Origin of the sequence: Streptomyces sp. NPDC048504 (genome assembly GCF_043200035.1) — a bacterium.
Lineage (GTDB): Bacteria > Actinomycetota > Actinomycetes > Streptomycetales > Streptomycetaceae > Streptomyces.
Genome location: NZ_JBICXA010000006.1, coordinates 100,599 through 123,002, shown reverse-complemented (window position 1 = coordinate 123,002; position 22,404 = coordinate 100,599). Strand labels below are relative to the sequence as shown.

Annotated in this window: 23 protein-coding genes and 2 pseudogenes; 17 read left to right on the top strand and 8 right to left on the bottom strand. The window is 70.3% G+C overall.

The genetic code is table 11. From position 1 onward, the window contains the following. Together nrfD and ACGFY9_RS16545 are read left to right on the top strand one after the other, a co-directional pair. A pseudogene (gene nrfD, locus ACGFY9_RS16550) lies at positions 1-895 on the top strand (NrfD/PsrC family molybdoenzyme membrane anchor subunit). A 229-nt stretch (positions 896-1,124) separates the two neighbouring features. Beyond that, positions 1,125-1,427, top strand: a complete 303-nt coding sequence (locus tag ACGFY9_RS16545; RefSeq protein ID WP_393755258.1) for an ANTAR domain-containing protein — start codon at positions 1,125-1,127, stop codon at positions 1,425-1,427. A 250-nt stretch (positions 1,428-1,677) separates the two neighbouring features. On the opposite strand, the gene ACGFY9_RS16540 is transcribed toward ACGFY9_RS16545, so the two are convergent. Both ACGFY9_RS16540 and ACGFY9_RS16535 read right to left on the bottom strand, forming a co-directional pair. Continuing rightward, complete coding sequence (locus ACGFY9_RS16540; protein WP_393754703.1) at positions 1,678-2,469, bottom strand: SigB/SigF/SigG family RNA polymerase sigma factor; 792 nt, start codon at positions 2,467-2,469, stop codon at positions 1,678-1,680. A 419-nt stretch (positions 2,470-2,888) separates the two neighbouring features. Then, positions 2,889-3,260, bottom strand: a complete 372-nt coding sequence (locus ACGFY9_RS16535; RefSeq protein WP_393754701.1) for a helix-turn-helix transcriptional regulator — start codon at positions 3,258-3,260, stop codon at positions 2,889-2,891. A 134-nt stretch (positions 3,261-3,394) separates the two neighbouring features. Here ACGFY9_RS16535 and ACGFY9_RS16530 point away from each other — a divergent pair, with 134 nt between their 5' ends. The 4 genes and pseudogenes from ACGFY9_RS16530 (at position 3,395) to ACGFY9_RS16515 (ending at position 5,641) form a co-directional block, all read left to right on the top strand. Beyond that, on the top strand, positions 3,395-4,159 hold the full coding sequence (locus tag ACGFY9_RS16530) for an STAS domain-containing protein (RefSeq protein WP_393754699.1): 765 nt from the start codon (positions 3,395-3,397) through the stop codon (positions 4,157-4,159). Between the two features lie 80 nt (positions 4,160-4,239). Continuing rightward, positions 4,240-4,586: pseudogene (locus ACGFY9_RS16525) on the top strand (hypothetical protein); the annotation flags it as partial. Positions 4,587-4,683: 97 nt separating this feature from the next. Next, entirely contained in the window at positions 4,684-5,010 is a 327-nt protein-coding gene (locus ACGFY9_RS16520) for a plasmid stabilization protein (protein WP_393754697.1), read from the top strand. A gap of 94 nt (positions 5,011-5,104) precedes the next feature. Further along, positions 5,105-5,641, top strand: a complete 537-nt coding sequence (locus tag ACGFY9_RS16515; RefSeq protein WP_393754695.1) for an isochorismatase family cysteine hydrolase — start codon at positions 5,105-5,107, stop codon at positions 5,639-5,641. 37 nt (positions 5,642-5,678) lie between these two features. On the opposite strand, the gene ACGFY9_RS16510 is transcribed toward ACGFY9_RS16515, so the two are convergent. From ACGFY9_RS16510 to ACGFY9_RS16495, 4 genes are read right to left on the bottom strand one after another with little or no spacing between them, the layout of a single operon-like run. Continuing rightward, complete coding sequence (locus ACGFY9_RS16510) at positions 5,679-6,692, bottom strand: SDR family oxidoreductase (protein WP_393754693.1); 1,014 nt, start codon at positions 6,690-6,692, stop codon at positions 5,679-5,681. Positions 6,693-6,749: 57 nt separating this feature from the next. Beyond that, positions 6,750-7,877 (bottom strand): enolase C-terminal domain-like protein, encoded by a 1,128-nt coding sequence (locus ACGFY9_RS16505; RefSeq protein WP_393754691.1) that lies wholly within the window; start codon positions 7,875-7,877, stop codon positions 6,750-6,752. Next, complete coding sequence (locus tag ACGFY9_RS16500) at positions 7,877-9,703, bottom strand: thiamine pyrophosphate-requiring protein (protein ID WP_393754689.1); 1,827 nt, start codon at positions 9,701-9,703, stop codon at positions 7,877-7,879. Before ACGFY9_RS16500 ends, ACGFY9_RS16505 begins: the two co-directional genes overlap by 1 nt. A 1-nt stretch (position 9,704) precedes the next feature. After that, positions 9,705-12,782, bottom strand: a complete 3,078-nt coding sequence (locus tag ACGFY9_RS16495) for an FAD-binding and (Fe-S)-binding domain-containing protein (RefSeq protein ID WP_393754687.1) — start codon at positions 12,780-12,782, stop codon at positions 9,705-9,707. 285 nt (positions 12,783-13,067) lie between these two features. Here ACGFY9_RS16495 and ACGFY9_RS16490 point away from each other — a divergent pair, with 285 nt between their 5' ends. Further along, on the top strand, positions 13,068-13,529 hold the full coding sequence (locus tag ACGFY9_RS16490) for a GNAT family N-acetyltransferase (protein ID WP_393754685.1): 462 nt from the start codon (positions 13,068-13,070) through the stop codon (positions 13,527-13,529). A 60-nt stretch (positions 13,530-13,589) separates the two neighbouring features. Here the strand turns inward: ACGFY9_RS16490 and ACGFY9_RS16485 are convergent, their stop codons facing one another. Both ACGFY9_RS16485 and ACGFY9_RS16480 read right to left on the bottom strand, forming a co-directional pair. After that, complete coding sequence (locus ACGFY9_RS16485) at positions 13,590-14,141, bottom strand: type 1 glutamine amidotransferase domain-containing protein (RefSeq protein ID WP_393754683.1); 552 nt, start codon at positions 14,139-14,141, stop codon at positions 13,590-13,592. A 5-nt stretch (positions 14,142-14,146) separates the two neighbouring features. Then, a complete protein-coding gene (locus ACGFY9_RS16480; protein WP_393754682.1) occupies positions 14,147-14,806 on the bottom strand; it encodes a diguanylate cyclase in 660 nt (219 codons plus the stop codon). Positions 14,807-15,068: 262 nt separating this feature from the next. On the opposite strand from ACGFY9_RS16480, the gene ACGFY9_RS16475 reads away from it, so the two are divergent. The 10 genes from ACGFY9_RS16475 to ACGFY9_RS16430 all read left to right on the top strand — a co-directional run bounded on the left by ACGFY9_RS16475 (position 15,069) and on the right by ACGFY9_RS16430 (position 22,233). Next, positions 15,069-15,311: a hypothetical protein gene (locus tag ACGFY9_RS16475; RefSeq protein ID WP_393754680.1), complete on the top strand. Its 243-nt coding sequence runs from the start codon at positions 15,069-15,071 to the stop codon at positions 15,309-15,311. 144 nt (positions 15,312-15,455) lie between these two features. Then, positions 15,456-15,638: a hypothetical protein gene (locus tag ACGFY9_RS16470; protein ID WP_393754678.1), complete on the top strand. Its 183-nt coding sequence runs from the start codon at positions 15,456-15,458 to the stop codon at positions 15,636-15,638. Next, positions 15,635-16,087, top strand: coding sequence for an MrpF/PhaF family protein (locus tag ACGFY9_RS16465; RefSeq protein WP_393754676.1), 453 nt, complete (start codon positions 15,635-15,637; stop codon positions 16,085-16,087). The genes ACGFY9_RS16470 and ACGFY9_RS16465 overlap by 4 nt, the downstream gene beginning before the upstream one ends. Continuing rightward, positions 16,080-16,340 (top strand): Na(+)/H(+) antiporter subunit B, encoded by a 261-nt coding sequence (locus ACGFY9_RS16460; protein WP_393754674.1) that lies wholly within the window; start codon positions 16,080-16,082, stop codon positions 16,338-16,340. The genes ACGFY9_RS16465 and ACGFY9_RS16460 overlap by 8 nt, the downstream gene beginning before the upstream one ends. Continuing rightward, positions 16,337-17,074 (top strand): MnhB domain-containing protein, encoded by a 738-nt coding sequence (locus ACGFY9_RS16455; protein ID WP_393754672.1) that lies wholly within the window; start codon positions 16,337-16,339, stop codon positions 17,072-17,074. The genes ACGFY9_RS16460 and ACGFY9_RS16455 overlap by 4 nt, the downstream gene beginning before the upstream one ends. Further along, positions 17,074-17,421: a sodium:proton antiporter gene (locus ACGFY9_RS16450; protein WP_393754670.1), complete on the top strand. Its 348-nt coding sequence runs from the start codon at positions 17,074-17,076 to the stop codon at positions 17,419-17,421. Before ACGFY9_RS16455 ends, ACGFY9_RS16450 begins: the two co-directional genes overlap by 1 nt. Next, complete coding sequence (locus ACGFY9_RS16445) at positions 17,421-19,178, top strand: complex I subunit 5 family protein (protein WP_393754668.1); 1,758 nt, start codon at positions 17,421-17,423, stop codon at positions 19,176-19,178. The genes ACGFY9_RS16450 and ACGFY9_RS16445 overlap by 1 nt, the downstream gene beginning before the upstream one ends. A 998-nt stretch (positions 19,179-20,176) precedes the next feature. Then, positions 20,177-21,169: a dihydroxyacetone kinase subunit DhaK gene (gene dhaK, locus ACGFY9_RS16440; RefSeq protein ID WP_393754666.1), complete on the top strand. Its 993-nt coding sequence runs from the start codon at positions 20,177-20,179 to the stop codon at positions 21,167-21,169. 46 nt (positions 21,170-21,215) lie between these two features. Beyond that, positions 21,216-21,830 carry a dihydroxyacetone kinase subunit DhaL gene (gene dhaL, locus ACGFY9_RS16435; RefSeq protein ID WP_393754664.1) on the top strand — a complete coding sequence of 205 codons (615 nt, stop codon included), beginning with the start codon at positions 21,216-21,218 and terminating at the stop codon, positions 21,828-21,830. Next, on the top strand, positions 21,823-22,233 hold the full coding sequence (locus ACGFY9_RS16430; protein ID WP_393754662.1) for a PTS-dependent dihydroxyacetone kinase phosphotransferase subunit DhaM: 411 nt from the start codon (positions 21,823-21,825) through the stop codon (positions 22,231-22,233). Before dhaL ends, ACGFY9_RS16430 begins: the two co-directional genes overlap by 8 nt. The last annotated feature ends 171 nt before the right edge of the window (positions 22,234-22,404 follow it).

The window sequence follows — 22,404 nt, the reverse complement described above, 5'->3', positions numbered from 1 at the left end:
ATGGTCCCCCGCGCCGAGTTCGAGTCGTACTACGGCCGGCCGGTCATCAAGGCCCCGTCCTGGGCCGCCCGGGACATCGCCGGGTATTTCTTCCTCGGCGGGCTGGCCGGTGCGGGTTCCGTGCTCGCGGCGGGCGCCCAGCTCACGGGACGTACGACCACCGCCACAGCGATGAAGGTGTCCTCGCTCGCGGCGGTCTCGCTGTCCGCCGCCGCGCTCGTGCACGACCTCGGGGTACCGAGCCGGTTCCCGAACATGCTGCGGGTCCTCAAGCCGACCTCACCGATGAGCGTGGGTTCGTGGCTGCTCGCCGGCTACGGTCCGGCCGCCGGTGCGGCTGCCGTCAGCGCCGTCACCGGGCGCCTACCCCGGGCGGGCGCGGCGGCGACCGCGGCGGCTGCCCTGCTGGGCCCGGCGGTCGCCTCGTACACGGCCGTCCTGGCGGCGGACACCGCCGTGCCGGCCTGGCACGGCGCGCACCGCGAACTCCCCTACGTCTTCGCCGCGTCCGCCACGGCCGCCGCCTCCGGCATGGCCCTGGTCCTCGGTCCCTCACCCGAGTCCGGGCCCGCCCGCTGCGCCGCGGTCCTGGCCGCCGGGGCCGAGGAGGTCGCCACCCGGGCGGCCGAGCGGCGTCTGGGCATGGTCGCGGAGACCTACCGCCAGGGCCGGGCCCCTACTCCGGACCGCCCGGGTGCTCACCGCCTCCGGTGCCACGACCGCACTGCTCCTCGGCCGCCGCAGCCGCTCGGCGGCCGTCGTCGCAGGTCTCGCCCTTCTCGCGGGCTCGGCATGCACGCGCTTCGGCATCTTCGCGGCCGGAGTCGCCTCGGCGGAGGACCCGAAATACACCGTGGTGCCCCAACGGGCCGCCGACCCGCCTGACAAGGACTGAGGGGGCTGATGGGCCGAGGGCAGGGTTCCGGACGCGGGCTCTGATGCACCCCATGCTCATGCGCCCTGTCCCTCTGGCACCGGCGCGCCCGAGTGGCGACCATGTACTCGAAGAACGACGGCACAGCACCGGGATCGCGACCTCGGAGAAAACAATGACTTCGGACACCCCTTCGGTAAACGGCGTGCCTCACGACGTCCCGACAGAGCCTTCCGTGCCCGCGGAGGTCATGGAAGAGATCGTCGAACTGCGGGAAGAGGTCGGCCAGTTCAAGGAGGCCGTCACCTCGCACGCCACGGTGGACCAGGCCATCGGCATGATGGTCGCCCTCGGTCGTGTCACTCCGGACGAGGGGTGGGCCGTGCTTCGCGAGGTCTCCCAGCTCACGAACATCAAGCTGCGCAACATCGCGGAACTGATCCTCATCTGGGGACGCAACGGAGACCTCCCGTCCGACGTCCGGGCACCACTGGAAGAGGCCCTCGACAAGTACGGGCCCACCCAGATTCCCGGAACTCCGCCCCACCCGTGATCCCCGGTTGTCGTTTGCGGCGGGCCCAGCCCGGTAGTCGCAAGAGAGGCGGACACCTGTCCAACCGCTCCCGGGAGGGTTCGGCAGTGAGCCCGCCACCGGCCGCCCCCGGGAGAAGTCCCCCAGGGCGGCCGGCCCGCCTCTCCCGCTGCGGTTCGGCAGCGCCCCGTAGGGGCGCGGGGAACTGCGCGACCAGCCACAATGGCGCCGGAGCCGAACAACAACCCATCCCGGCACTCCGGCGGAACGCTCACGCGGCGTCGGCCAGCACGCGTTCGCGCACCTGGGCGCAGGAGGTGCTGATCAGCCGGGAGACGTGCATCTGGGAGACGCCGAGCTGCTCCGCTATGCGGCTCTGGGTCATGCCCCGGAAGAAGCGGAGGTAGAGGATGGTGCGCTCGCGCTCGGGAAGCCTCTGAAGGGCGGGCTTGACCCCCTCGCGGTCGACGACCAGGTCGAACCCGGTATCCCGCTCCCCCAGCATGCCGGCGAGTGTCATGTTCCCCTCCTCACCCGGCGCCTCGGCGTCCAGCGAGAGCGCGGCGAAGCTGTCCAGCGCTTCCAGACCGGCGCGCACGTCCTCCTCGCTCAGCTGTGCGTACTCGGCGATCTCGGTGACGGTCGGGCGCCGGTCGGGGCCCGCCGCGGACAGGTCCCGCAGGGCGACGCGCACCCTGTTGCGGAGTTCCTGGACGCGCCGGGGCACGTGCAGGGCCCACATGTGGTCGCGGAAGTGGCGCTTGATCTCCCCGGTGACCGTCGGGACGGCGTAACTCTCGAAGGCATGGCCGCGGTCGGGGTCGTAACCGTCAACGGCCTTGACCAGACCGAGTGCCGCGACCTGACGCAGATCCTCGAAGTCCTCGCCCTTGCCCCGGTAGCGGCCGGCGATGCGGTCCGCCATGGGCAGCCAGGCCCTGACGAGTTGGTCGCGCAGATCGTCCCGCTCGGGTCCGTCGGGCAGGTCCGAGAGGCGGGCGAAGGCAGCAGCGGTGTCCGGAGCGTCGTCGTGCGGATGGCGCTTCCTGGTGATGGTGTCCATGGTGCTCACAACTCCCTCACGGGGGTTCGACTGGACGGTCCCCATGGGAGCGAGCACGCGCTGAACAGGTAGAACACACCCGCAAACCCGGCGTACACCGGCTCCCACGGACGTGCCTCCTGTCCGAAGCACTCAATCTCCGCGTTCCCGCGCGGAGACCCCCGAAACAGATTCACGCACACGATCGCACCGAGCCAGAGAAGACCAACAAATCGTGACGAAAGGCGTGAGGGCAACGGTCGTGGAGCTGAGGTTCAGCCGTGCCGCAACCGGGCGGGTGGGCCCGTGGGGCTGCGGATCGCTTCTCGCCGTACGGGCGGGGGAGGCTCCGCAGCCCCACTCCCCTTGACCACCCAGCACCGGCCGGGTCCCCCTTGCCGCACGCTTCAAACAGCGGCGCGCGCTCAAGTCCCCCGCAGTCACCTGGCGGATTCGGAATCACGCTCACGCGGCCGTACGGTCCGTGAACGCTGCGACTGCCCATCACGCTGATCGTCGTGCCGCGCGAGGGCGGACAGCAGCGCTTCGACCGTCATCCCCGCCTCGGCCGGATGCCGCAGGATGGTCCCCGGCTGGATCCGATACGCGTTGGTCCGACCCTCCCGCGTGTGGGTCAGATAGCCGTCCTCCTCCAGATCCGAAATGATCTTCTGGACAGCCCTCTCGGTGAGCCTGCAGCGCGCGGCGATATCACGGATACGGATGCGGTGATCCTCGGCGATCGCGGCCAGCACCCTGGCATGGCTGGTGAGAAACGTCCATCCGGCATGTGTCTCGGATACTTCACCCATGCGTCCCAGCCTAGGGCGTAACATTCGCGTATTCAAAGGCGCGAAATAGATTTCCTGCATCTCTTGACGTGTTTCACACGACGGACAAAACTTGTAGCGGCAGAGGACAGGCGAACGCTTCAGGAGCGAGTGCCATGTCAGAGCACGACTTCTCCGCTCCACCCACGAGCAGCGGCCGGACCGCCTGCGCAACGGCGCGCGCCCCGGCCGTGGCTGAGCCGTCGCCTTACCTGGAGATCGTGACGCATGCGGCCGGGAACCGGACGGTCGTGACGGTCTCCGGAGAGATCGACATCGACACGGAACAGACACTGCAGCACGCCCTGCGCCTGGCGCTGGCCCGGTCGCCCTCAGGCGTGGACCTGGACCTGACCGGGGTCGGCTTCTGCGACTGTTCCGGCCTCAACGTCCTCCTGCGCGTCCGGCGAATCGCCCTGACGGACGGCAAGACACTCGGCGTGCGGGCTCTCAGTCCGTGGGTCGAGAGACTGCTCGCCCTCACCGACACGTCATCGCTGTTCGCCCGCGCCCGTGTGCCCGTCAACGCGGTGGTCAATGGCTGGCGCGGACATCGCGATCATTCCGCTGCGGCACACGACCTGATGAAGGAGAACGGCGTGTCCGACGAGGCCGAGGAGTTGCGCGTCGAAGTCGTGCAGCTCAAGCGCGCGATGCTGACCCGGCCGGTCATCGACCTGGCCCGCGGAGTCCTGATGGCCTCCTTCGGCCTCAGCCCCGACGACGCCTGGAACGTCCTGGTCGACGTCTCCCAGCACACCAACACCAAACTCCACCTGCTCGCAGAAGAACTCGTCGACTCGGTCAACGGGCCGCCACTGCCCGACCACCTGCACCAGCGGATCACCACGGCGATCACCGAGATGTCACGCCCGGCGTAGGACGGACGTTTCCCGCCACGTTCCACGGCCACCCGGAGGGCGGACGATCCACCAGCCGTGAGAGAGCGCCATGACGGAGTTCGGTGCCCGTGCAGACCGCCGTGACCTGCCCCCTCGTCCGCATCCACCCGGCCCTCGTCGCCCCAGGCCGCGACCACCAGCGCCGCACAGCTGGACGGCCGCTTCCGGCTCGGCATCGGCAGCGTCCACGTGATGCGCCAGGTGTTCACCAGGGAACAGATCAGCCACCGCGGCAAGCACTACACCGGTGGAGAACGTGCTGGGCAACGGACAAGGACGAAGCCGTCCGTACGGCACACCACCTCTGGGCCAACGACCAGCTCCCTACGTCAACCAGATCGGACCCGACCAACAGGGCTTCTTCGACTTCTACCGCACCAAGGTGCTGCCCCAGCTCGGCGACTGACGAGGCCCCTACTGGCACGTTACGAGCCCCCGCGAAGGGGCACCCGTGGATCAATTCAGGAGAGGCAATTCAGGAGAGGCAGGAGAGGAGCAACGCGATGCCGGCAGGATCGAGCAAGAAGCGGGAGCGTCAGTACGAGCACGTAAAGGAGAGCGCCGAGCAGCGGGGCGAGTCAACTCGCCGGGCGAAGGAGATCGCGGCCCGCACGGTGAACAAGGAACGTGCCCGCGCCGGAGAGTCGAAGACGGCGAGCAAGACCTCCACGCGCGACCCGAAGTCCGCCTCCGAACGCGGCGGGCAGCGCTCGCACAGCGGCTCCGAGGGGCCCACGAAGGACCAGCTCTACGCCGAGGCGAAGAAGCGCAACATCCACGGCCGCTCCTCCATGGACAAGGGGCAGTTGCAGAAGGCACTCGGCCGCTGATCACGACGCCCGGCCCGCGGCGACGTTTCCCGGCGGCGCCCCCGCCCCTCTCCACAGGGCGCGCGGGCGCCGTCGCCGACGCAGGGTGGAAGGCATGGCACAGAGCGCACTCATCGTCATCGACATGATCAACACGTACGACCACGACGACGCCGCCCGGCTGATCCCCTCGGTGCAAGAGTCCCTGCCCGCCGTGACCGGACTGCTGCACCGCGCGCGCGAACTCGACGTCGCCGTCATCTACGTCAACGACAACTTCGGGCAGTGGCGGTCCCACCACGGCGAGATCCTGGAGACGGCCCTGAAGGGACCGCACGCCGACCTCGTCCGGCCCGTCGCACCCGACGACGCGTCGCTCTTCGTCGTCAAGGCACGGCACTCCGCCTTCTACGAGACGCCGCTCGGCTATCTGCTGACCCAGCAGGGTGTCGACCACGTCGTGCTGTGCGGGCAGGTCACCGAGCAGTGTGTGCTGTACTCGGCGCTCGACGCCCACATCCGGCATCTGAGGGTGACGGTGGCCCGCGACGCCGTGGCCCATATCCACCCGGATCTGGCCGAGGCCGCCCTGCGGATGATGGAACGCAACATGGGGGCTCGTATCTCCCCCGCTGAGGACGTACGGTTCTGACCGCGACACCTGCGCGACGCCTGCCGCGTCGATGCGTCTAGCGCGGTCCCCTGCGCCGTATCACCGCTCCCAGGCCCATGGCCACCGCTCCCGTCGCTCCGGCCAGTACGAGCCCGGGGTGTCGTGCGAGCGCCGCCTGGACCGATCGGGAGTGGGACCGCTCGTCGAAGGTGCCGTGTGCTCCGTAGTCGTGTTCCGGGGCTTCGTCCGCCGGTTGCCAGAGGTTGGGCTCGCGGGTGCCGGGTCCGCCGGCGTCGGTCTGCTGCGAGGCGTAGCCCGTGCGGGCGAGGTAGCGGTCGAGCAGGGCGGGTGCCAGTTTGTTGGCGAGGACGGTCGCGGCGGTGGACGCGCCCACGTAGTACTGCTTGCGGTGCGGGTGGTCGGCCGCGTTGACCACGGCCCGGGCGGCCACCTCCGGCTGGTAGATGGGCGGTACGGGCTGGGGGTGCTTCGGCAGCCGGGACAACACCCAGGAAAACTGCGGGGTGTTGACGGCCGGCATCTGCACCACGGTGACGTGCACGTGGCTGCCCCGGTGCATGAGTTCGGTGCGCACGCTCGACGTGAAGCCGTTGACGGCGTGCTTGGCACCGCAGTAGGCGGACTGCAGGGGGATGGACCGGTCGCCGAGGGCCGAGCCGACCTGCACGACGACGCCGGCGTCCCGGGGGATCATGCGCTGGAGCGCGGCCCGGGTGCCGTTCACGAAACCCAGATAGCTCACTTCGGTGACCCGTTTGTACTCGTCGGGCTCGATCTCCATGAACGGCGCGAACACCGACGTGAAGGCGTTGTTGACCCAGACGTCGATCGGCCCGAAGGCCTCCTCGGCGGCCACGGCCGCGGCCTCGACCTGTGCGGGGTCGGCCATGTCGGTGGACACCGCGAGGGCTAGTCCGCCCCTCTCCTCCACGTCGGCTACGGCTGCGTCGAGGCCCGCCTTGCCCCGCGCGAGAAGAACCACGTTGGCGCCCCGCTCGGCGAAGAGCCGTGCGCTGGCCCGGCCGATGCCGGCGCTGGCCCCGGTGATGACAACGGTCTGCTGGTTCATGCTCGTCCTTTTCGTTCCGGCGTATGCGTGGTGGCTCCGTTCCTCTCCTGTCCCGGCCTATCCCGTCCGGTACTTCTCCGCATGTTCGGCGCGGAGGGTCAGGCCGTGGCCGGGTGCGTCGTCGGCACCGGGACGGATGCTGCCGCCCTGCGGGTCGAGGGCCCCGTCGAAGAAGAGGTCCTCGATGCGGGTGTGGTCGTGGAACCACTCCAGATGGCGCAGGTTGGGGATCGCGGCGGCCGCGTGCGCGTGGACGTGCGGGGCGCAGTGGCCGGAGAGTTCCAGTCCGGCAGCTTCCGCGAGGGCGGCCGCGCGCAGCCAGACGGTGATGCCGCCGCAGCGAGTGACATCGGCCTGGAGGCAGTCCACGGCTCCGGCGCCGAGCATGTGCCCGAAGTAGGCGAGGGTGTAGCCGTACTCCCCGGCGGTCACCTCGGGCGCTACGGCCGCTCGGATCTCTGCCAGCCCGGCCAGGTCGTCGCTGGAGACGGGCTCTTCCAACCACGTCACGCCCTGCTCGTCGAGGTGTCGGGCCATCCGGATCGCCTGTTTGCGGGTGTAGCCGCCGTTGGCGTCGACGTAGAGTTCCGGCGCGTCGCCGATGCTCCGGCGGGCCCGCGCGACCCGTTCCCGGTCCCGCCGCTCGGCCCGGCCCCAGGACTCCCCGATCTTGATCTTCACCCGGGGGATGGCCAACTCCTCGGTCCAGCCACGCAGTTGACGATCCAACTGGTGCTCGTCGTACGTCGTGAAGCCGCCGCTGCCGTACACGGGCACGTCGGTGCGGCTCGCGCCGAGCAGCTGTACCAGAGGCAGATCCAGGAGGCGGGCCTTCAGGTCCCACAGGGCGATGTCGACGGCCGAGACGGCGCCGGCGATCAGACCGGGCCGGCCGGCGTTGCGGACCGCCCTGTTCATCGCCTCGTTGGCGGCGGGCACGTCCCAGACACTCAACCCCGTTACGACGTCGGCGAGTTGCTGCTCGACGACCTGAGCGGTCGCCGCCGCGCCGTAGGTGTACCCAAGCCCCGTGACGCCGCCCCCGCCGACCTGGACCACGACCATGGTCGTCGAGTCCCAGGTCAGCGTGCCGTCGCCCTCCGGGGCGTCGGTGGGGACGGTGTAGACGGCTGTCCCGACCCGGTCCACGAGCGGCTCGTCAGCGCCGCCGGTGCGCGGTGTCATCACTTCTCCGGCTCGTCCTGACGCTGCTTGCCGCCGGGGAGCATCTCCTGCACCTTCGCCTTCAGGCCCTGGCGGATCATGCCGGTCCGGTCGCTGTCGCCCTTGATCACGGCCGAGGCGGCGGCCTCGATCTGGTCGAGACTGGCGTGCGGCGGGATGGGCGGTACGGCGGGGTCGGTCCGGAAGTCGATGACGAACGGCCGGTCGGCGCCGAGCGCCCGCTGCCAGGCCTCCTCCACGTCCCCCGGCTTCTCCACCCGCACCCCGCCGAGGCCGATCGAGCGGGCGAAGTCGGCGTACGGCACGTCCGGGATCGCCTGGGAGGGCAGGAACTGCGGGGCGCCGGACATGGCACGCATCTCCCACGTCACCTGGTTGAGGTCCTGGTTGTTGAGGACCGCGACGATCAACCGCGGGTCCTCCCACTCGGGCCAGTACTTGGCGGCGGTGATGAGTTCGGCCATGCCGTTCATCTGCATCGCCCCGTCCCCGACGATCGCCAGCGCCGGGCGGCCGGGGTGCGCGAACTTGGCACCGATGACGTACGGCACCCCCGGCCCCATGGTGGCGAGCGTGCCGGAGAGCGAGCCGCGCATGGAGCCGCGCATGCGCAGGTGCCGTGCGTACCAGTTGGCGGCGGAGCCGGAGTCGGCGGCCAGGATCACGTCGTCCGGCAGCAGGACGTCCAGGCTGTGCACGACGTACTCGGGGTTGATCGGGTCCGCGTCGACGGCCGCCCGGCGCTCCATGACCTCCCACCAGCGGGCCGTGTTCTTCTCGATCTCCTGGCGCCACTTGCCGTGCTTCTTCCGGTTCAGCTGCGGCAGCAGGGCCTTGAGCGTCTCCTTGGCGTCCCCGACGAGGTTGACCTCGAAGGGGTAGCGCAGCCCGATCATGAACGGGTCGATGTCGATCTGCACGGCGCGGGCCTTGCCGAACTCCGGCAGGAACTGGGTGTACGGGAAGCTGGAGCCGATGACGAGCAGGGTGTCGCACTCCTGCATCAGCTCGTAGGACGGTCGGGTGCCGAGCAGGCCGATCGAGCCGGTGACGTACGGCAGGTCGTCCGGCAGGGCGTCCTTGCCCAGCAGGGCCTTGGCCACCCCGGCACCGAGTACGTCGGCGATCTCCTCCACCTCGGCGCGGGCGCCGCGCGCGCCCTGCCCGACCAGGATCGCGACCTTCTCGCCCGCGTCGAGGATCTCGGCGGCACGCGCGAGGTCCGAAGCCGCCGGGATGGGCGCGGAGTGCGTCAGGCCGAGGCTGGACGGCACCATCTTGAAGGCGTGCGTCGGCGCCGAGTAGTCGAGTTCCTGTACGTCCGCGGGGATGATGACGGCGGTCACAGTGCGCTTGGCGTAGGCGGTGCGCATCGCGCGGTCGATGACGTTGGGCAGTTGCTCGGGGACGGTCACCATCTCGCAGTACTCGGAGGCGACGTCCTTGTAGAGGCTCAGCAGGTCGACCTCCTGCTGGTAACTGCCGCCCATGGCACTGCGGTTGGTCTGCCCGACGATCGCGACGACCGGGACGTGGTCGAGCTTGGCGTCGTAGAGACCGTTGAGGAGATGGATCGCACCGGGGCCCGAAGTCGCCGCGCACACCCCGACCTTGCCGGAGAACTTGGCGTAGCCGACGGCCTCGAACGCGGACATCTCCTCGTGCCGCGACTGGACGAACTTCGGCTTGTTGTCGGATCGGCCCCAGGCGGCGAGCAGGCCGTTGATGCCGTCGCCCGCGTAGGCGAAGACATGGTCGACGTCCCATTCGCGGAGCCGCTGGAGTACGTAGTCGGACACCTTGGTGGACACGGGAGTTCCTCTCATCTCATCGGGCTGATTGCCTGGTACGGAGCCGCCGGGTCCCGACGGCCGCCGCTGCCCCGAGCACGGCGGCGACCGCGCCCCCGGCCAGCAGGCGCCCGTCACGGGCGGAACCCTCGGGCCGGTCGGCGAGCTTCTCGGGGTGATCGGCGGGCAGGTGTTGTCCGTCCATGGCGAGCGCCAGGGCCTCGGCCAGGTGCAGGGCGCGCCGGCCGGTGCCGCCCTGCTCGATCTGCGTACGGCAGCTGAAGCCGTCGGCGAGGACCAGCGCGCCAGGGGCGGTCTCCCGTACAGCGGGCAGCACCCCTTGCTCGGCCACGGTCATGGACAGGTCGTAATGGCCTTGTTCGAAGCCGAAGTTGCCGGCCAGGCCGCAGCAGCCGGCGTCCAGGACACGGGCGTCGATCCCGGCGCGCCGCATCAGTTCGCGGTCGGCGTCGTCCTTGGTCACCGCGTGCTGGTGGCAGTGGGTCTGCACGGTCGCCGACCTGGTGAGGGACGGGGGCTGCCAGCCGTCCGGGGCGTGGTTGAGGAGTTGCTCGGCGAAGGTGCGGAACTGTCCTGCCAGGCGCCGCACGTCCTGGTCGTCGGGCAGCAGCTCGGGGGCGTCGGCGCGGAAGACGGCCGTACAGGACGGTTCGAGGCCGATGACGGGTGTGCCGGCCTCCAGCCAGGGCCGCAGGACGTCGAGCGTACGGCGCAACACCCGCTCGGCGGTGGCGAGTTGGCCGGTGGAGATCCAGGTGAGGCCGCAGCACACGGCCCGGGTGGGGACGGCGACCTTGAAGCCGGCGTCTTCCAGGACCCGGACCGCGGACTTCGCGACGCCGGGGTGGAAGTAGGTGCTGAACGTGTCGGGCCACAGCAGGACGGTGCGCGGGTCGGCCGGATCGGGTTCCTCGCTCCCCCGCGCTCGCCACCACTCGACGAAGGACTCCTCGGCGAAGACTGGCGCGTCGCGTTCGGGAGCGACGCCAGCGAGGCGTTTGCCGAGGCGGGCGATGCCGGGTGCGCCGAGCGCGGCATTGACCAGGCGGGGTGCTGTACGCGACAGCCGCGCCCATACCGGAAGCCAGCCCATGGAGTAGTGCGCCGCCGGCCGCAGCCGTCCCTCGTAGTGGTGGGAGAGGAACTCGGCCTTGTAGGTGGCCATGTCGACGCCGACCGGGCAGTCGGACTTGCAGCCCTTGCAGGCGAGGCAGAGATCCAGGGCGTCGCGGACCTCGGTGGAGCGCCAGCCGTCCGTGACGGCCGAGTCCGCGTGTCCGCCGAGCATCTCGAACAGCAGGCGCGCCCGCCCACGGGTGGAGTGCTCCTCCTCGCCGGTCGCCCGGTAGGAGGGGCACATCACGCCGCCTTCGTGCGTACGGCAGTTGCCGATGCCGACGCAGCGCATCACCGCCCGGTCGAAGGAGTGGTCGTCGTCCGGGTAACTGAAGTGCGTGTCATGGCTGTCGGGGCGCCACAGGGGTCCCAGGCGCAGGTTCTCGTCGACGCGGTAGGGGTCGACGACCTTGCCGGGGTTCATCCGGTTGTCCGGGTCGAACAGGGCCTTCACCTGCCCGAAGGCGGCCACCACATCCTCCCCGAACATGCGCGGCAGCAGTTCGCCGCGCGCCTGCCCGTCGCCGTGCTCGCCGGAGAGCGAACCGCCGTAGGAGGCCACCAGGTCGGCGGCCCGGAAGAGGAACTCCCGGAAGCTGGTGACCCCTTCGGCAGTGGTGAGTTCGAAGGGGATACGGGTGTGTACGCAACCCTGCCCGAAGTGCCCGTACAGGGAAGGGTGGTCGTAGCCGAAGTCGGCGAACAGCTTCTTCAGATCGCGCAGATAGTCGCCGAGCACCTCGGGCGCCACGGCCGAGTCCTCCCAGCCCTCCCAGGTCTCCCGGCCGTCCGGCGGCCGTGCGGTGACCCCGAGTCCTGCTTCGCGGGCCTTGAGCATCTTGCGTTCGCGGGCCGGGTCGTCGGAGAAGGCGACCGTCGGATCGTCCTCGGTGCGTCCGAGCGCGCGGATCAACTGGCGGCCCTGCTCGTCGACTTGGTCCTGACTGTCCCCGGTGAACTGGACCAGGAGCCAGCTCTCCCCCTCCGGAAGTTCGCTCAACGAGTCGAGATAGGCGCCCTCTTCACGCATCAACTGGGCCATCCGCCCGTCGAGCGCCTCCAGTTGGGTCGGAGTGCTGTGCTTCAGCAGCCGGGGTACGTCGTCGGCGGCCGTGCAGATGTCGTCGTAGCCGAGGACGAGGAGGGCTTCGTACGGCGGCACCGGCACGAGGTCCAGTTCGGCGCGCAGGACGGTGACGAGGGTGCCCTCACTGCCGACGAGCGCGCGGGCCACGTCGAAGCCGTTCTCGGGCAGCAGCGAGTCGAGGTTGTAGCCGGAGACGCGGCGCGGGATGCGCGGAAATCCGCGCCGTACGTCCGCCATGGTGCGGTCGATGATCTGCCGCAGCCCCTGGTGGATCTCGGCGACCCGTCCGCCCGCGGCGATGATCTCGGCGTACTCGTCGTCGGAGGTGGGCCCGACCCAGCAGCGGGTGCCGTCGTAGGTCAGGATCTCCAGGCGCCGGACGTTGTCGACGGTCTTGCCGTAGGCCTGGGCGGAGCCGCCGCACGAGTTGTTGCCGATCATGCCGCCGAGCGAGCAGTGGCTGTGGGTGGACGGCTTGGGGCCGAACTGGAGGTGGTGGTCGGCGAGTTGGCGGTTGAGTTCGTCGAGCACGATGCCCGGTTCTACGACGCAGGTGCGCCGGTCGGCGTCGACCGACAGCAGCCTGTGGCAGTACTTCGTCCAGTCGATGACCACGGCGGTGTTGGTGCACTGGCCGCCCAGGCTGGTGCCGCCGCCCCGGGAGAGCACCGGCGCCCCGAACTCGGCGCACACCGCCACCGCGTCGGCGCCGGCGTCGATCGTGCGCGGGACCACGACCCCGATCGGGACCTGCCGGTAGTTCGAGCCGTCCGTGGCGTAGGCGCCCCGGCTGCCCGCGTCGAACCGCACCTCGGCGTCCACGCGGTCACGGAGCGTCTCCTCCAGGGCACGGGTGTCCAGTGCCGTCTCCGATCCACGTGCCTCGACCACCGTCGACTCCCCTCTGTTGTGTCCTCTGTGAGCGCCCCGACGCGGTGGGCCCGCCCCGATGCGTTGGACGGGTTCCCGGTGATCGAGGGGGCTAACGTCGGGTCTGCGTGAACGCGGCCACGGAGTCGTGGCGCTGGTCCTGCCAGAGCTTGGGCCGAAAGTGGCTGGTTGTGGCTCTGTGGCCTGTGTTTCGATTCCGGAGTGAACACCGAGAGTTCCGGAGTTTCTGATGAGAGGCCGAACCTCCGCGTCCGGCCGAGGGCTGATGGTGATGTCGAGGAGTGCGTGCGGGTCCTCGCGGAGGTCCATCGGCTTGACGGCTATCCGGTGAACTGGCCCGACCGGCCCGGCGACTGGCTGTCACACGGTCCCCTGCTGGGCTCCTGGGTCGCCGAACTGGAAGGGCGCCTGGTCGGGCATGTGACGTTGGCGCCAGGCGGCGAAAACGACCTGGCCCCGATGCTGTGGAGCGAGCGGAACGGGGCGACACGGGACATGACCGCGGTGGTCGGCAGACTGTTCGTTTCCCCGGAGGCGAGGGGACGGCGGATCGGTGCACTGCTGATCGGCCGAGCAGTGGAGGAGGCGCGGCGTCATGGCCTGCATCCGGTACTCGACGTCGTCGCCTCCGACACCGCCGCGGCAGCCCTGTACGAGCGGCTGGGCTGGGAGCTGATGGCCGCGGTCGAGCAACAGTGGAGCCCGCACCAGAGGGTGGTCATCCGTTGTTACGCGGCGCCGTCGTGAGGGGCCGGTCATGGCCACCCTCTGATGGCCGCAACGAGGACGGTGGTTAGAGGCAGCCGGTCAACGGACTGCCTTCCTCGCCTTGGCGAACTCGGTGAGGAGTGCTCCGCAGAACGCCTTCATGTCGTCGGGCCTACGGCTGGTGACCAGCGTGTTGGGCCCCTGGTCGCAGACGTGTACCTGTTCGTCGACCCAGGTCCCGCCCGCGTTGCGGATGTCCGTGCGCAGACTCGGCCACGAGGTCAGCGTGCGGCCGGAGACCACGCCCGCCTCCACCAGCGTCCACGGAGCGTGACAGATCGCGGCGACCGGACGACCCCGGTCGAAGAAGTCCCGTACGAACGACACGGCGTCCTCGTCGGTGCGCAGCAGGTCGGGGTTGGCGACGCCACCGGGGAGGACCAGGCCGTCGAACGTCCCTGCCGACACCTCACGGGCCACCAGCTGCACCGGGAACACGTCCCCCTTGTCCAGATGGTTGAACGCCTGGATCTGTCCCGGCTCCGTCGACACGAGGGCGGTCTCGTGGCCCTGGTCGGTGACCGCCTGCCACGGCTCGGTCAGTTCGATCTGTTCGACGCCTTCGGGCGCCATCAGGAAGGCGATGCGCATGGTGGTCAACCTCCTTGTGTGGCTTGCCATGTGGTCTCGTCCCGGGCCGGCTTTCCCCGTGTCCGGGCCGCCCTGCGGCAGCGCAGCAACTCCTCTCCGTACGGCAGCAGCACGCACGCGCCGATCCCAGCCGCGATGCCCGCGAGATAGCCGCGCGACAGCGGCCGTCGGCGTGGCACGAACCGCCAGGCGTCCGGGTCCGAACGTCCGCCGTCCAGAAGGGACTTGACCTGATCGCTGTGCAGGCACATCAGGGAGGTGAGGGCGGCGAAGGGCAGGGATTCGAGGAAGCTGTGGATGTGCTGCTCGATCGGCTTGACCTCCCGCTCGCTGCGCACCGCGGTCCGTACGTCCCACAGCGCGGTCGCCTCGTGGACCGCGGCACCGCCCAACTGGACGGTGAGGAGCAGGGGGTTGATCTCATAGCGCAGGGTCAGCGCGATCGGGATCCCCACCTCGGTCATCATCAGCGCGTGGATCAGGGATTCCTTCGTCCCGGAGGTGTCCTCGATCCGGGTCCGCCGGTGCATCACCCAGTCAGCAAGACCCGGCACGAACCAGCCGGGAAGAAGCCCGTACAGGAGATAGCGGGTGGTCGCGTCGCCGACGTCGTCTCCCGTACGCGGGACAAGGGGCCTGGCGGGCAGGCCGCGACGGAGACTCATGCCCTCACCTCCCGAGGGAGGATCTGTTCGGCCGGTTCGGTGACGGTGCGGAGCGAGGTCACACGGTTCTCCTCGGCGTCGGAACGTCAGGGCGGGGTCCGGACGGGCGGCGGTGCCCGGCCCTTCGGACGTTCAGAGATCCCGCCCAGATCTTCAGGGCTCCCGCGTACCCGAGGACCGGACACCCACACGGAGGTTTGTCCCCTCGCTCCACGGACACCCGAATGCCGCCCCGCGCACCTTTCCGGAGAAAGGGCATGCCATGGCAGTGCTCGCGGTGCTCGTCCCGCCCCTGATGCTGGGCCTGGTGCTCGCCTTGGGCAGATACGAGGAACTGCTGCTCCCGGAGCCCGAGGCGGCCCGGCCCGCACCGGCTGCCGCTCCGACCGACGCCGCACCCTCGCCGATCCCGGCGGGGAGCCCCGCGTCCTCACCCCGAATCCCCGTCCCGTCGATCGACTACGGCTCTCCGCGGATCCCCCACTCCGGCCTGCCGCGGGTCTGACCGGTTTCCTTTCGTCCGCTCCGGGCACTTCGGTTGCCAGGTCATCGCGCGTCGCCACCCGGCGGAGGAGCGGCGATGCTTGGATGACGTACCGGAAAAAGCCACTCAAACAGGGCGAGTTGGTCTCGTCGGCGGAGGTGCCAGGTGAACCGGCGTACGACGCTCCTCGGTGTGGCCGAGGTTCTGGCGTGGTGGGCGGTCCTCGCCCTGCTGTGGCTGGTCTTCATCAGCGCGGTGGACACACTGGAACTCGTCGTGGGGGCCTTGGCCGCCCTGGTCGGCGCGTTCGCCGCGTGGGGTGCGCGCCGGGCGGTGAGCGGGTGGTGAACGGCTGGACCCTCTCCGCCACAGCCGCGCTCGCCGCGGGGGTCGGGGCCGCGGTCTGGGGTGTCGCGACGGGCCCGCTGCGACGCCGGGTGGTGGCACAGAACCTCTCCACCTCGCTGGCCTGCCCCGCGCTGCTGCTCCTGTCCCAGGGCTACGACCGCCCGTCGTACGTCGATCTCGCGCTGCTCCTGGCCCTGTTGGGCCCGGTCGGCACCCTCGTCTTCGCGCGCCTGCTCGCGGAGGACCTGGCGGAGGACCCGCCGCGCGCATGGGGGCTCACCTACGCGGTCGCGGCGTTCGGCGCCGTCGTCGTCATCGCCGTGTGTGTGGCCACGGGCCCCAGCCGGGCGCTGGTGAAACTCCTGTTCGTCGGCGCCCTGTTGACCGGCGGGAACCTCACCGCCTCCCGCGCCCTGTCCTGCGGTTTCGCGGGGAGCCGACGTGGATGATCCGCTGATCGTCGTGGCACTGCTACTGGTCGCCGCGACCGCGACCGCCGCCGTCGCCGTCCGTGACCCCGCACGACAGGCGCTCGTCCTGGCCGTCCTCGGCACGGTCCTGGCCGTCCTGTTCACCGTGCTCCAGGCCCCCGACGTGGCGCTCTCCCAACTGGCCGTCGGCTCCGCCCTCACTCCCCTGCTGATCATGCTGTCCGTGCGCAAGGTCCGACGGCCGCGGCGGAAGAAGGAGACGCAACGATGACCCGGCGGGTACGGCTGCTCGTCGCGACCCTCGGCGCGACCGGCCTCGCGGCCCTGCTGGTCGCCGCCTGCTTCGACCTGCCGGGCTTCGGCGGGGACCGACACCCGTACGGGGACCGGGTGGTGCGCGCCTCCCTCGCCCGGCACACCGCGAACACGATCGCCTCCGTCAACTTCGACCAGCGCGCCTTCGACACCCTCGGCGAGATGAGCATCCTCTTCGCGTCGGTCCTCGGCACTGTCGTCCTGCTGCGCCAGACCCGCGACGAACACCGCGCCGCACCCGAACCCGAGCGAGTCGCCCGCCCCGTACGCCGGTACGCCCTCCTCGTCCTGCCCGTCGCCGTCGTCACCGGCCTGTACGTGATCGCGCACGGCCAACTCAGCCCGGGCGGCGGTTTCCAGGGCGGTGTCGTCGTGGCGACCGCACTGCACCTGCTCTACCTCGGCGCCGACTACCGCGCCCTGGAACGCATCCGCCCGGTCGGCTCCTACGAGATCGCCGACGCCCTCGCGGCCTCCGCCTACCTCGTGCTGGGCCTCGCCGGACTCGTCGCCGGCACCGCCTTCCTCGCCGACTTCCTTCCCTACGGCACCTTCAACACCCTTTCCTCGGGCGGCACCGTCCCCCTCCTGAACGCGGCCATCGGCATGGAGGTCGCCTGCGCGGTCGTCGTCCTCCTCGCCCGTTTCCTCGACCAGGCCGTGGAGATCGAGAAGGGAGGCGGGAAGTGATGTCGGTGCTGCCGTACCTCGTCGCCGCCTGGGTGTTCCTCGTGGGCTGCTACGGGCTGGTGACCAGCCGGAACCTCATCCACGCCGTGGGCTGCCTGGCGGTGTGCCAGTCCGCCACCTACGTCCTGCTGCTGGCCGTCGGCTACCGCGACGGCGCCACCGCCCCCGTCTTCTCCGACCTGAAGCCCCACTCCCGCCCCGTCGTCGACCCGGTGGTCCAGGCCCTCGCCCTCACCGACGTCGTCGTGGGCGCCACGGTGACCGCCGTACTGCTCGCCCTCGTCCTGCAGATCTCCAAACTCCACGGCACGGTCGACCCGGACGAACTCTCGGAGCTGCGCGGCTGATGCATCACCTGCTTCCCGTCCTCGTGACCGTCCCCCTGCTCGGAGCCACCCTCCTCGTCGCCGCCGGACGCCACCTCTCCCGCATGGCCGCCGAAGCGGTGGGCTGTGTCTTCGCCGCAGGCACGGCAGGACTCGCGATCGTGCTGCTCCTCAACTCCTCGCCGCCGATGACCGATTGGGTGGGCGGCTGGACTCCCCGGGGCGGCGAGAGCGTCGGGATCGTCCTCGTCGGCGACGGACCGGGACTCGGCATGGCCGCGCTCGCCTCACTGCTGACGGTGGCGGCCCTGGCGTACTCCTGGCACTACTTCGACGAACCGCCCCGCCGCCACGCGGGCTCCTTCCCCGCCCTCATGCTGCTCTTCCAGGGCGGCATGTGCGGCTTCGCGATCGCGGGGGACCTGTTCGACGCCTTCGTGTTCTTCGAGTTGATGAGCGTCGTGGCGTACGTGTTGACCGGACACCGCGTCGAGGAACCCAAGGCCGTCCAGGGCGCGTTGTCGTTCGGGGTCCTCAACTCCCTCGGCGCGTACGCCATGTTGATGGGCATCGGCCTGCTGTACGCGCGCACCGGCGAACTCGCCATGACGAAGATCGGCGAGGGCCTCGACCGGCACGGCTCCCCCGACGCCCTCACCCTGGCGGCCTTCGCCCTGGTCCTGACCGGCCTGTTGGTGAAGGCCGCGGCCGTACCGTTCCACTTCTGGTTGCCGGACGCGCACGCGGTCGCGCCGACACCCGTGTGCATGCTGCTGTCCGGCGTCATGGTCGAACTCGGCGCCTACGGCGTCTGGCGGGTGTACCGGACGGTCTTCTCGGGCCCGGGAGGCATCCCGGCGGCGGACCTCGACCGTGCCCTCGTCGTCCTCGGCGTGCTGACAGCCCTGGTCGGCGCGGTCATGTGTTGGTACCAGCGACACATCAAACGACTGCTGGCCTACTCCACGGTCGCCCACATGGGGCTCTTCCTCATCGGCATCGGCACCCTCACTCCCGAGGCAGACGACGGAGTCGCCCTGTACATCCTGGGCCACGCCGGTGTGAAGGCCGCCCTGTTCGCCTGCACCGGCGTACTCCTCGACCGCTACGGCTCGGTGGACGAACACGCCCTGCACGGACGCGCCCGCGAGCTGCGCGGAGTCGCTGTCCTGTACGTCGTCGGCGCGTTGAGCCTCGCCGGTCTGCCGCCCTTCGGCACCGGTCTCGGGAAGGCCGTGCTGGAGGAGGCGGTCGGCGCCCCGCTGACCGTGCTGTTCATCGCCGTGTCAGCGGTGACCGCGGGCGCGGTGCTCCGGGTCGCCGCACGGGTGTTCTTCAGCGTCGGCCCCCAGCCCGGCAACGAGTCGTCGTACGAGACCAGCGGCACCGACGAGGAACCGGAAACCCGGCAGCGGCTGAGCCGGGTACCGGACACCATGACCACGGTCCCCGCCGTGCTGCTCGCCGCGTCCCTCGCCCTGGGCGCGGTACCCGACTTCGCCACCGCGGTCGGACACGCGGTGTCCGGCGGGGCCGCCCCCTCACCGCACTGGACTCTCATCGGCGTGCTCCTCGGCCTCACCTCGACGCTGCTGGCCCTCGCCCTGGCCACGCTCGCCGTGACCCGCCCGAAAATGCTCGGCTCCCGGTCGTGGACGGCTCCGCTACGGCGGCTGCAGTCCGGCCACATCGGCGACTACGTGGCGTGGACGCTGGCGGGCACGACGCTGCTGGCGGCACTGGCCCTGCCGGGCATCCTCAACGGCTGGCACCGCTGAGTGCCCGATGCCGCCCCTGGTACCCGTTACCCCACATCCACCCAAGCCGTAGATCCTGGAGGTCTTCATGGAGCGTCGCGTTCCGCGCACTGACGACCGCCTGGCGGCTTGTTGGAAGCCGGGGGTAAATCTAACCACTCTCACGCGCCATGACTGGTTAGAAAAGACCCCAGCGCCGGGCCGGCCCACTGCTCCGCACCGGACGCGGCGCACTCCTGGCAGTCGACTCCGGCCACCGAGGCACCCACCACATGGTTCGGCACGGCGCGAGATGACCAGTCCCACTCGCTGTCCCAAGCGAGTTGCCCCCAGACTCGCCCAATGCCGTCCACGCCACCAGAGCGCAGGACTAGTCGCGCGATGCTGTCACCTCGCTACGACAGACCCGCGGAGCGCTGCGTGGGGCATTCGGGCTGCAGCGCCCGCCAACGCGTCCCGCGCACCTGGGGCTCACCATGGCTTCGGCCCACTCGGACGAGCCACGACAGCGACCCCAATTCGCCGTCACCGACATGTAATTCATGAATCGTCGAAGTTCAGATCGCCTTCCAAGCCGGCGTGCACACCGACGTCCACCTGAGCACATCCCTGATCCGGCAGCACTCGCTCCTCCACTCCCCGCAAGACAACGGCCGTCAACTGATCTGCGTACGGCAGGACAACCGTGGCCGGGGCTGTTCCGCCGCCATGCACCGCGACATCACGGTTGGACAGCGACTGCGCGACTCGGCCCCACGCAATCTCTTCCCGCTCCCAGCCCGTGACCTTCGCTGCCGCAAGGTCGATACTTGTCGCAAGGGCGATCCAGTCACCCTCGCCCGGCCGACTCCAGAGTCCTGACGACTCGTCACCAAAGTCAGCATTAGGTCAGCATCAGCCCCGCCAGAACCCGCTTCCGACCGCCGAGAACCGCCGAGATCGATAACCGATACAGCCTCTCTCCTCCCAGCAAAGGTGCAGGTCAGAGGCACATCTGCTAGCTTTGCCAGGAGGTACCGATGAGGATGCTGATCAACGTCGCCGAGACCGTGGTCACGGACGCGCTGCGAGGCATGGCGGCCGCCCATCCCGAGTTGACCGTGGACGTCGAGAACCGGGTGATCGTGCGGCGGGACGCTCCCGTGGCCGGGCAGGTGGGGCTTGTTTCCGGTGGGGGGTCGGGGCATGAGCCGTTGCACGGCGGGTTCGTCGGGCCGGGGATGTTGTCGGCGGCCTGTCCTGGTGAGGTCTTCACGTCGCCGGTGCCCGATCAGATGGTGCGGGCCGCGGCCGCTGTGGACAGTGGCGCCGGGGTCCTCTTTATCGTGAAGAACTACACGGGGGACGTCCTCAACTTCGACATGGCGGCCGAGCTCGCCGAGGACGAGGGAATCCAGACCGCCAAGGTGCTGGTCAATGACGATGTCGCCGTGACCGACAGCCTCTACACCGCGGGGCGGCGCGGCACCGGTGCGACGCTGTTCGTGGAGAAGATCGCCGGGGCCGCCGCGGCCGAGGGGCAGCCGTTGGACCGGGTGGCGGCGATCGCCCGGCAGGTCAATGAGAACTCGCGGAGTTTCGGTGTCGCGCTCAGCGCCTGCACCACCCCCGCCAAGGGCAGCCCCACCTTCGATCTGCCGCCGGGCGAGCTGGAGTTGGGCGTCGGCATCCACGGCGAGCCGGGCCGGGAGCGGCGGGCGATGATGACCTCCGGTGAGATCGCCGACTTCTCCGTCCACGCGATCCTTGAGGACATGTCGCCGCGCAACCCGGTCCTGGTCCTGGTCAACGGCATGGGCGCGACCCCGCTCCTTGAGCTCTACGGCTTCAACGCCGAGGTCCACCGCGTGCTCGCCGAGCGCGGCGTCGCCGTCGCCCGCACACTGGTCGGCAACTACGTCACGTCCCTCGACATGGCGGGGGCCTCGGTCACCCTGTGCCAGATCGACGAGGAACTGCTACGGCTGTGGGACGCGCCGGTGAAGACACCGGGACTGCGCTGGGGCATGTGACCCGGCGGCACACCCGGTCAACTCACCCACCACGCAAGGAGATCCCGTGCTCGACGCCGACTTCTTCCGCCGTTGGATGACGGCGACCGCCGCCTCCGTCGCCCGTGAGGCGGGACGGCTCACCGACCTCGACTCACCCATCGGCGACGCCGACCACGGCGCGAACCTGCAACGCGGGTTCACCGCCGTGACGGCCACCCTGGAGAAGGAGGCACCGGACACCCCGGGCGCCGTCCTCATGCTCGCCGGACGCACGCTCGTCTCGACGGTCGGCGGCGCGTCGGGGCCGCTCTACGGCACGCTGCTGCGCCGTACCGGCAAGGCGCTCGGGGACGCCGCCGAGGTGAGCGAGGAGGACTTCGCCCTCGCGCTGCGCACCGGAGTGGACGCGGTCATGACCCTCGGCGGTGCCGCGCCCGGCGACAAGACCATGATCGACGCGCTCGTCCCGGCGGTCGACGCGCTCCCGGACGGCTTCGGCGCGGCGCGGGCCGCAGCCGAGGAGGGCGCCGTGGCCACCACACCCTTGCAGGCCCACAAGGGCCGGGCGAGCTACCTCGGGGAGCGGAGCATCGGGCACCAGGACCCGGGCGCCACGTCCTCGGCGCTGCTGATCGCCGCACTCCAGGAAGCCGCGACCGCGGAGGCCACCGGTGAGTGACGAGAAGCTGGTGGGCATCGTGCTGGTGTCGCACAGTGCGCAAGTCGCCGCCTCCGTGGCCGAGTTGGCGCGCGGGCTGTCCGGCTCGGGTGCCTCGGTACCGCTCGCCGCCGCCGGCGGCACCGAGGGCGGCGGGCTCGGCACCAGTTCCGAACTCATCGCCGCGGCGGCCGCGTCCGTCGACCGCGGCGCCGGGGTCGCCGTCCTCACCGATCTCGGCAGCGCCGTACTCACCGTGAAGGCCCTGCTCGCCGAAGGCGACGAACTCCCGGCCGGCACCCGTCTGGTCGACGCCCCGTTCGTCGAGGGCGCGGTGGCCGCCGTCGTCACGGCGTCGACGGGAGCGGACCTGGACGCGGTGGAGGCGGCGGCCGCGGAGGCGTACACCTATCGGAAGGCGTGAGGTGAGGTCGGCGCCGTAGCGGAGGGTGTCAGGCGGGGACCGTAGCTGAAGGCGGAGAGCAGCCGGCGCTCGGCTCTCGGCTCTCGGCTCTCGGCTCTCGGCTCTCGGCTCTCGGCTCTCGGCTCTCGGCTCTCGGCTCTCGGCTCTCGGCTCTCGGCTCTCGGCTCTCGG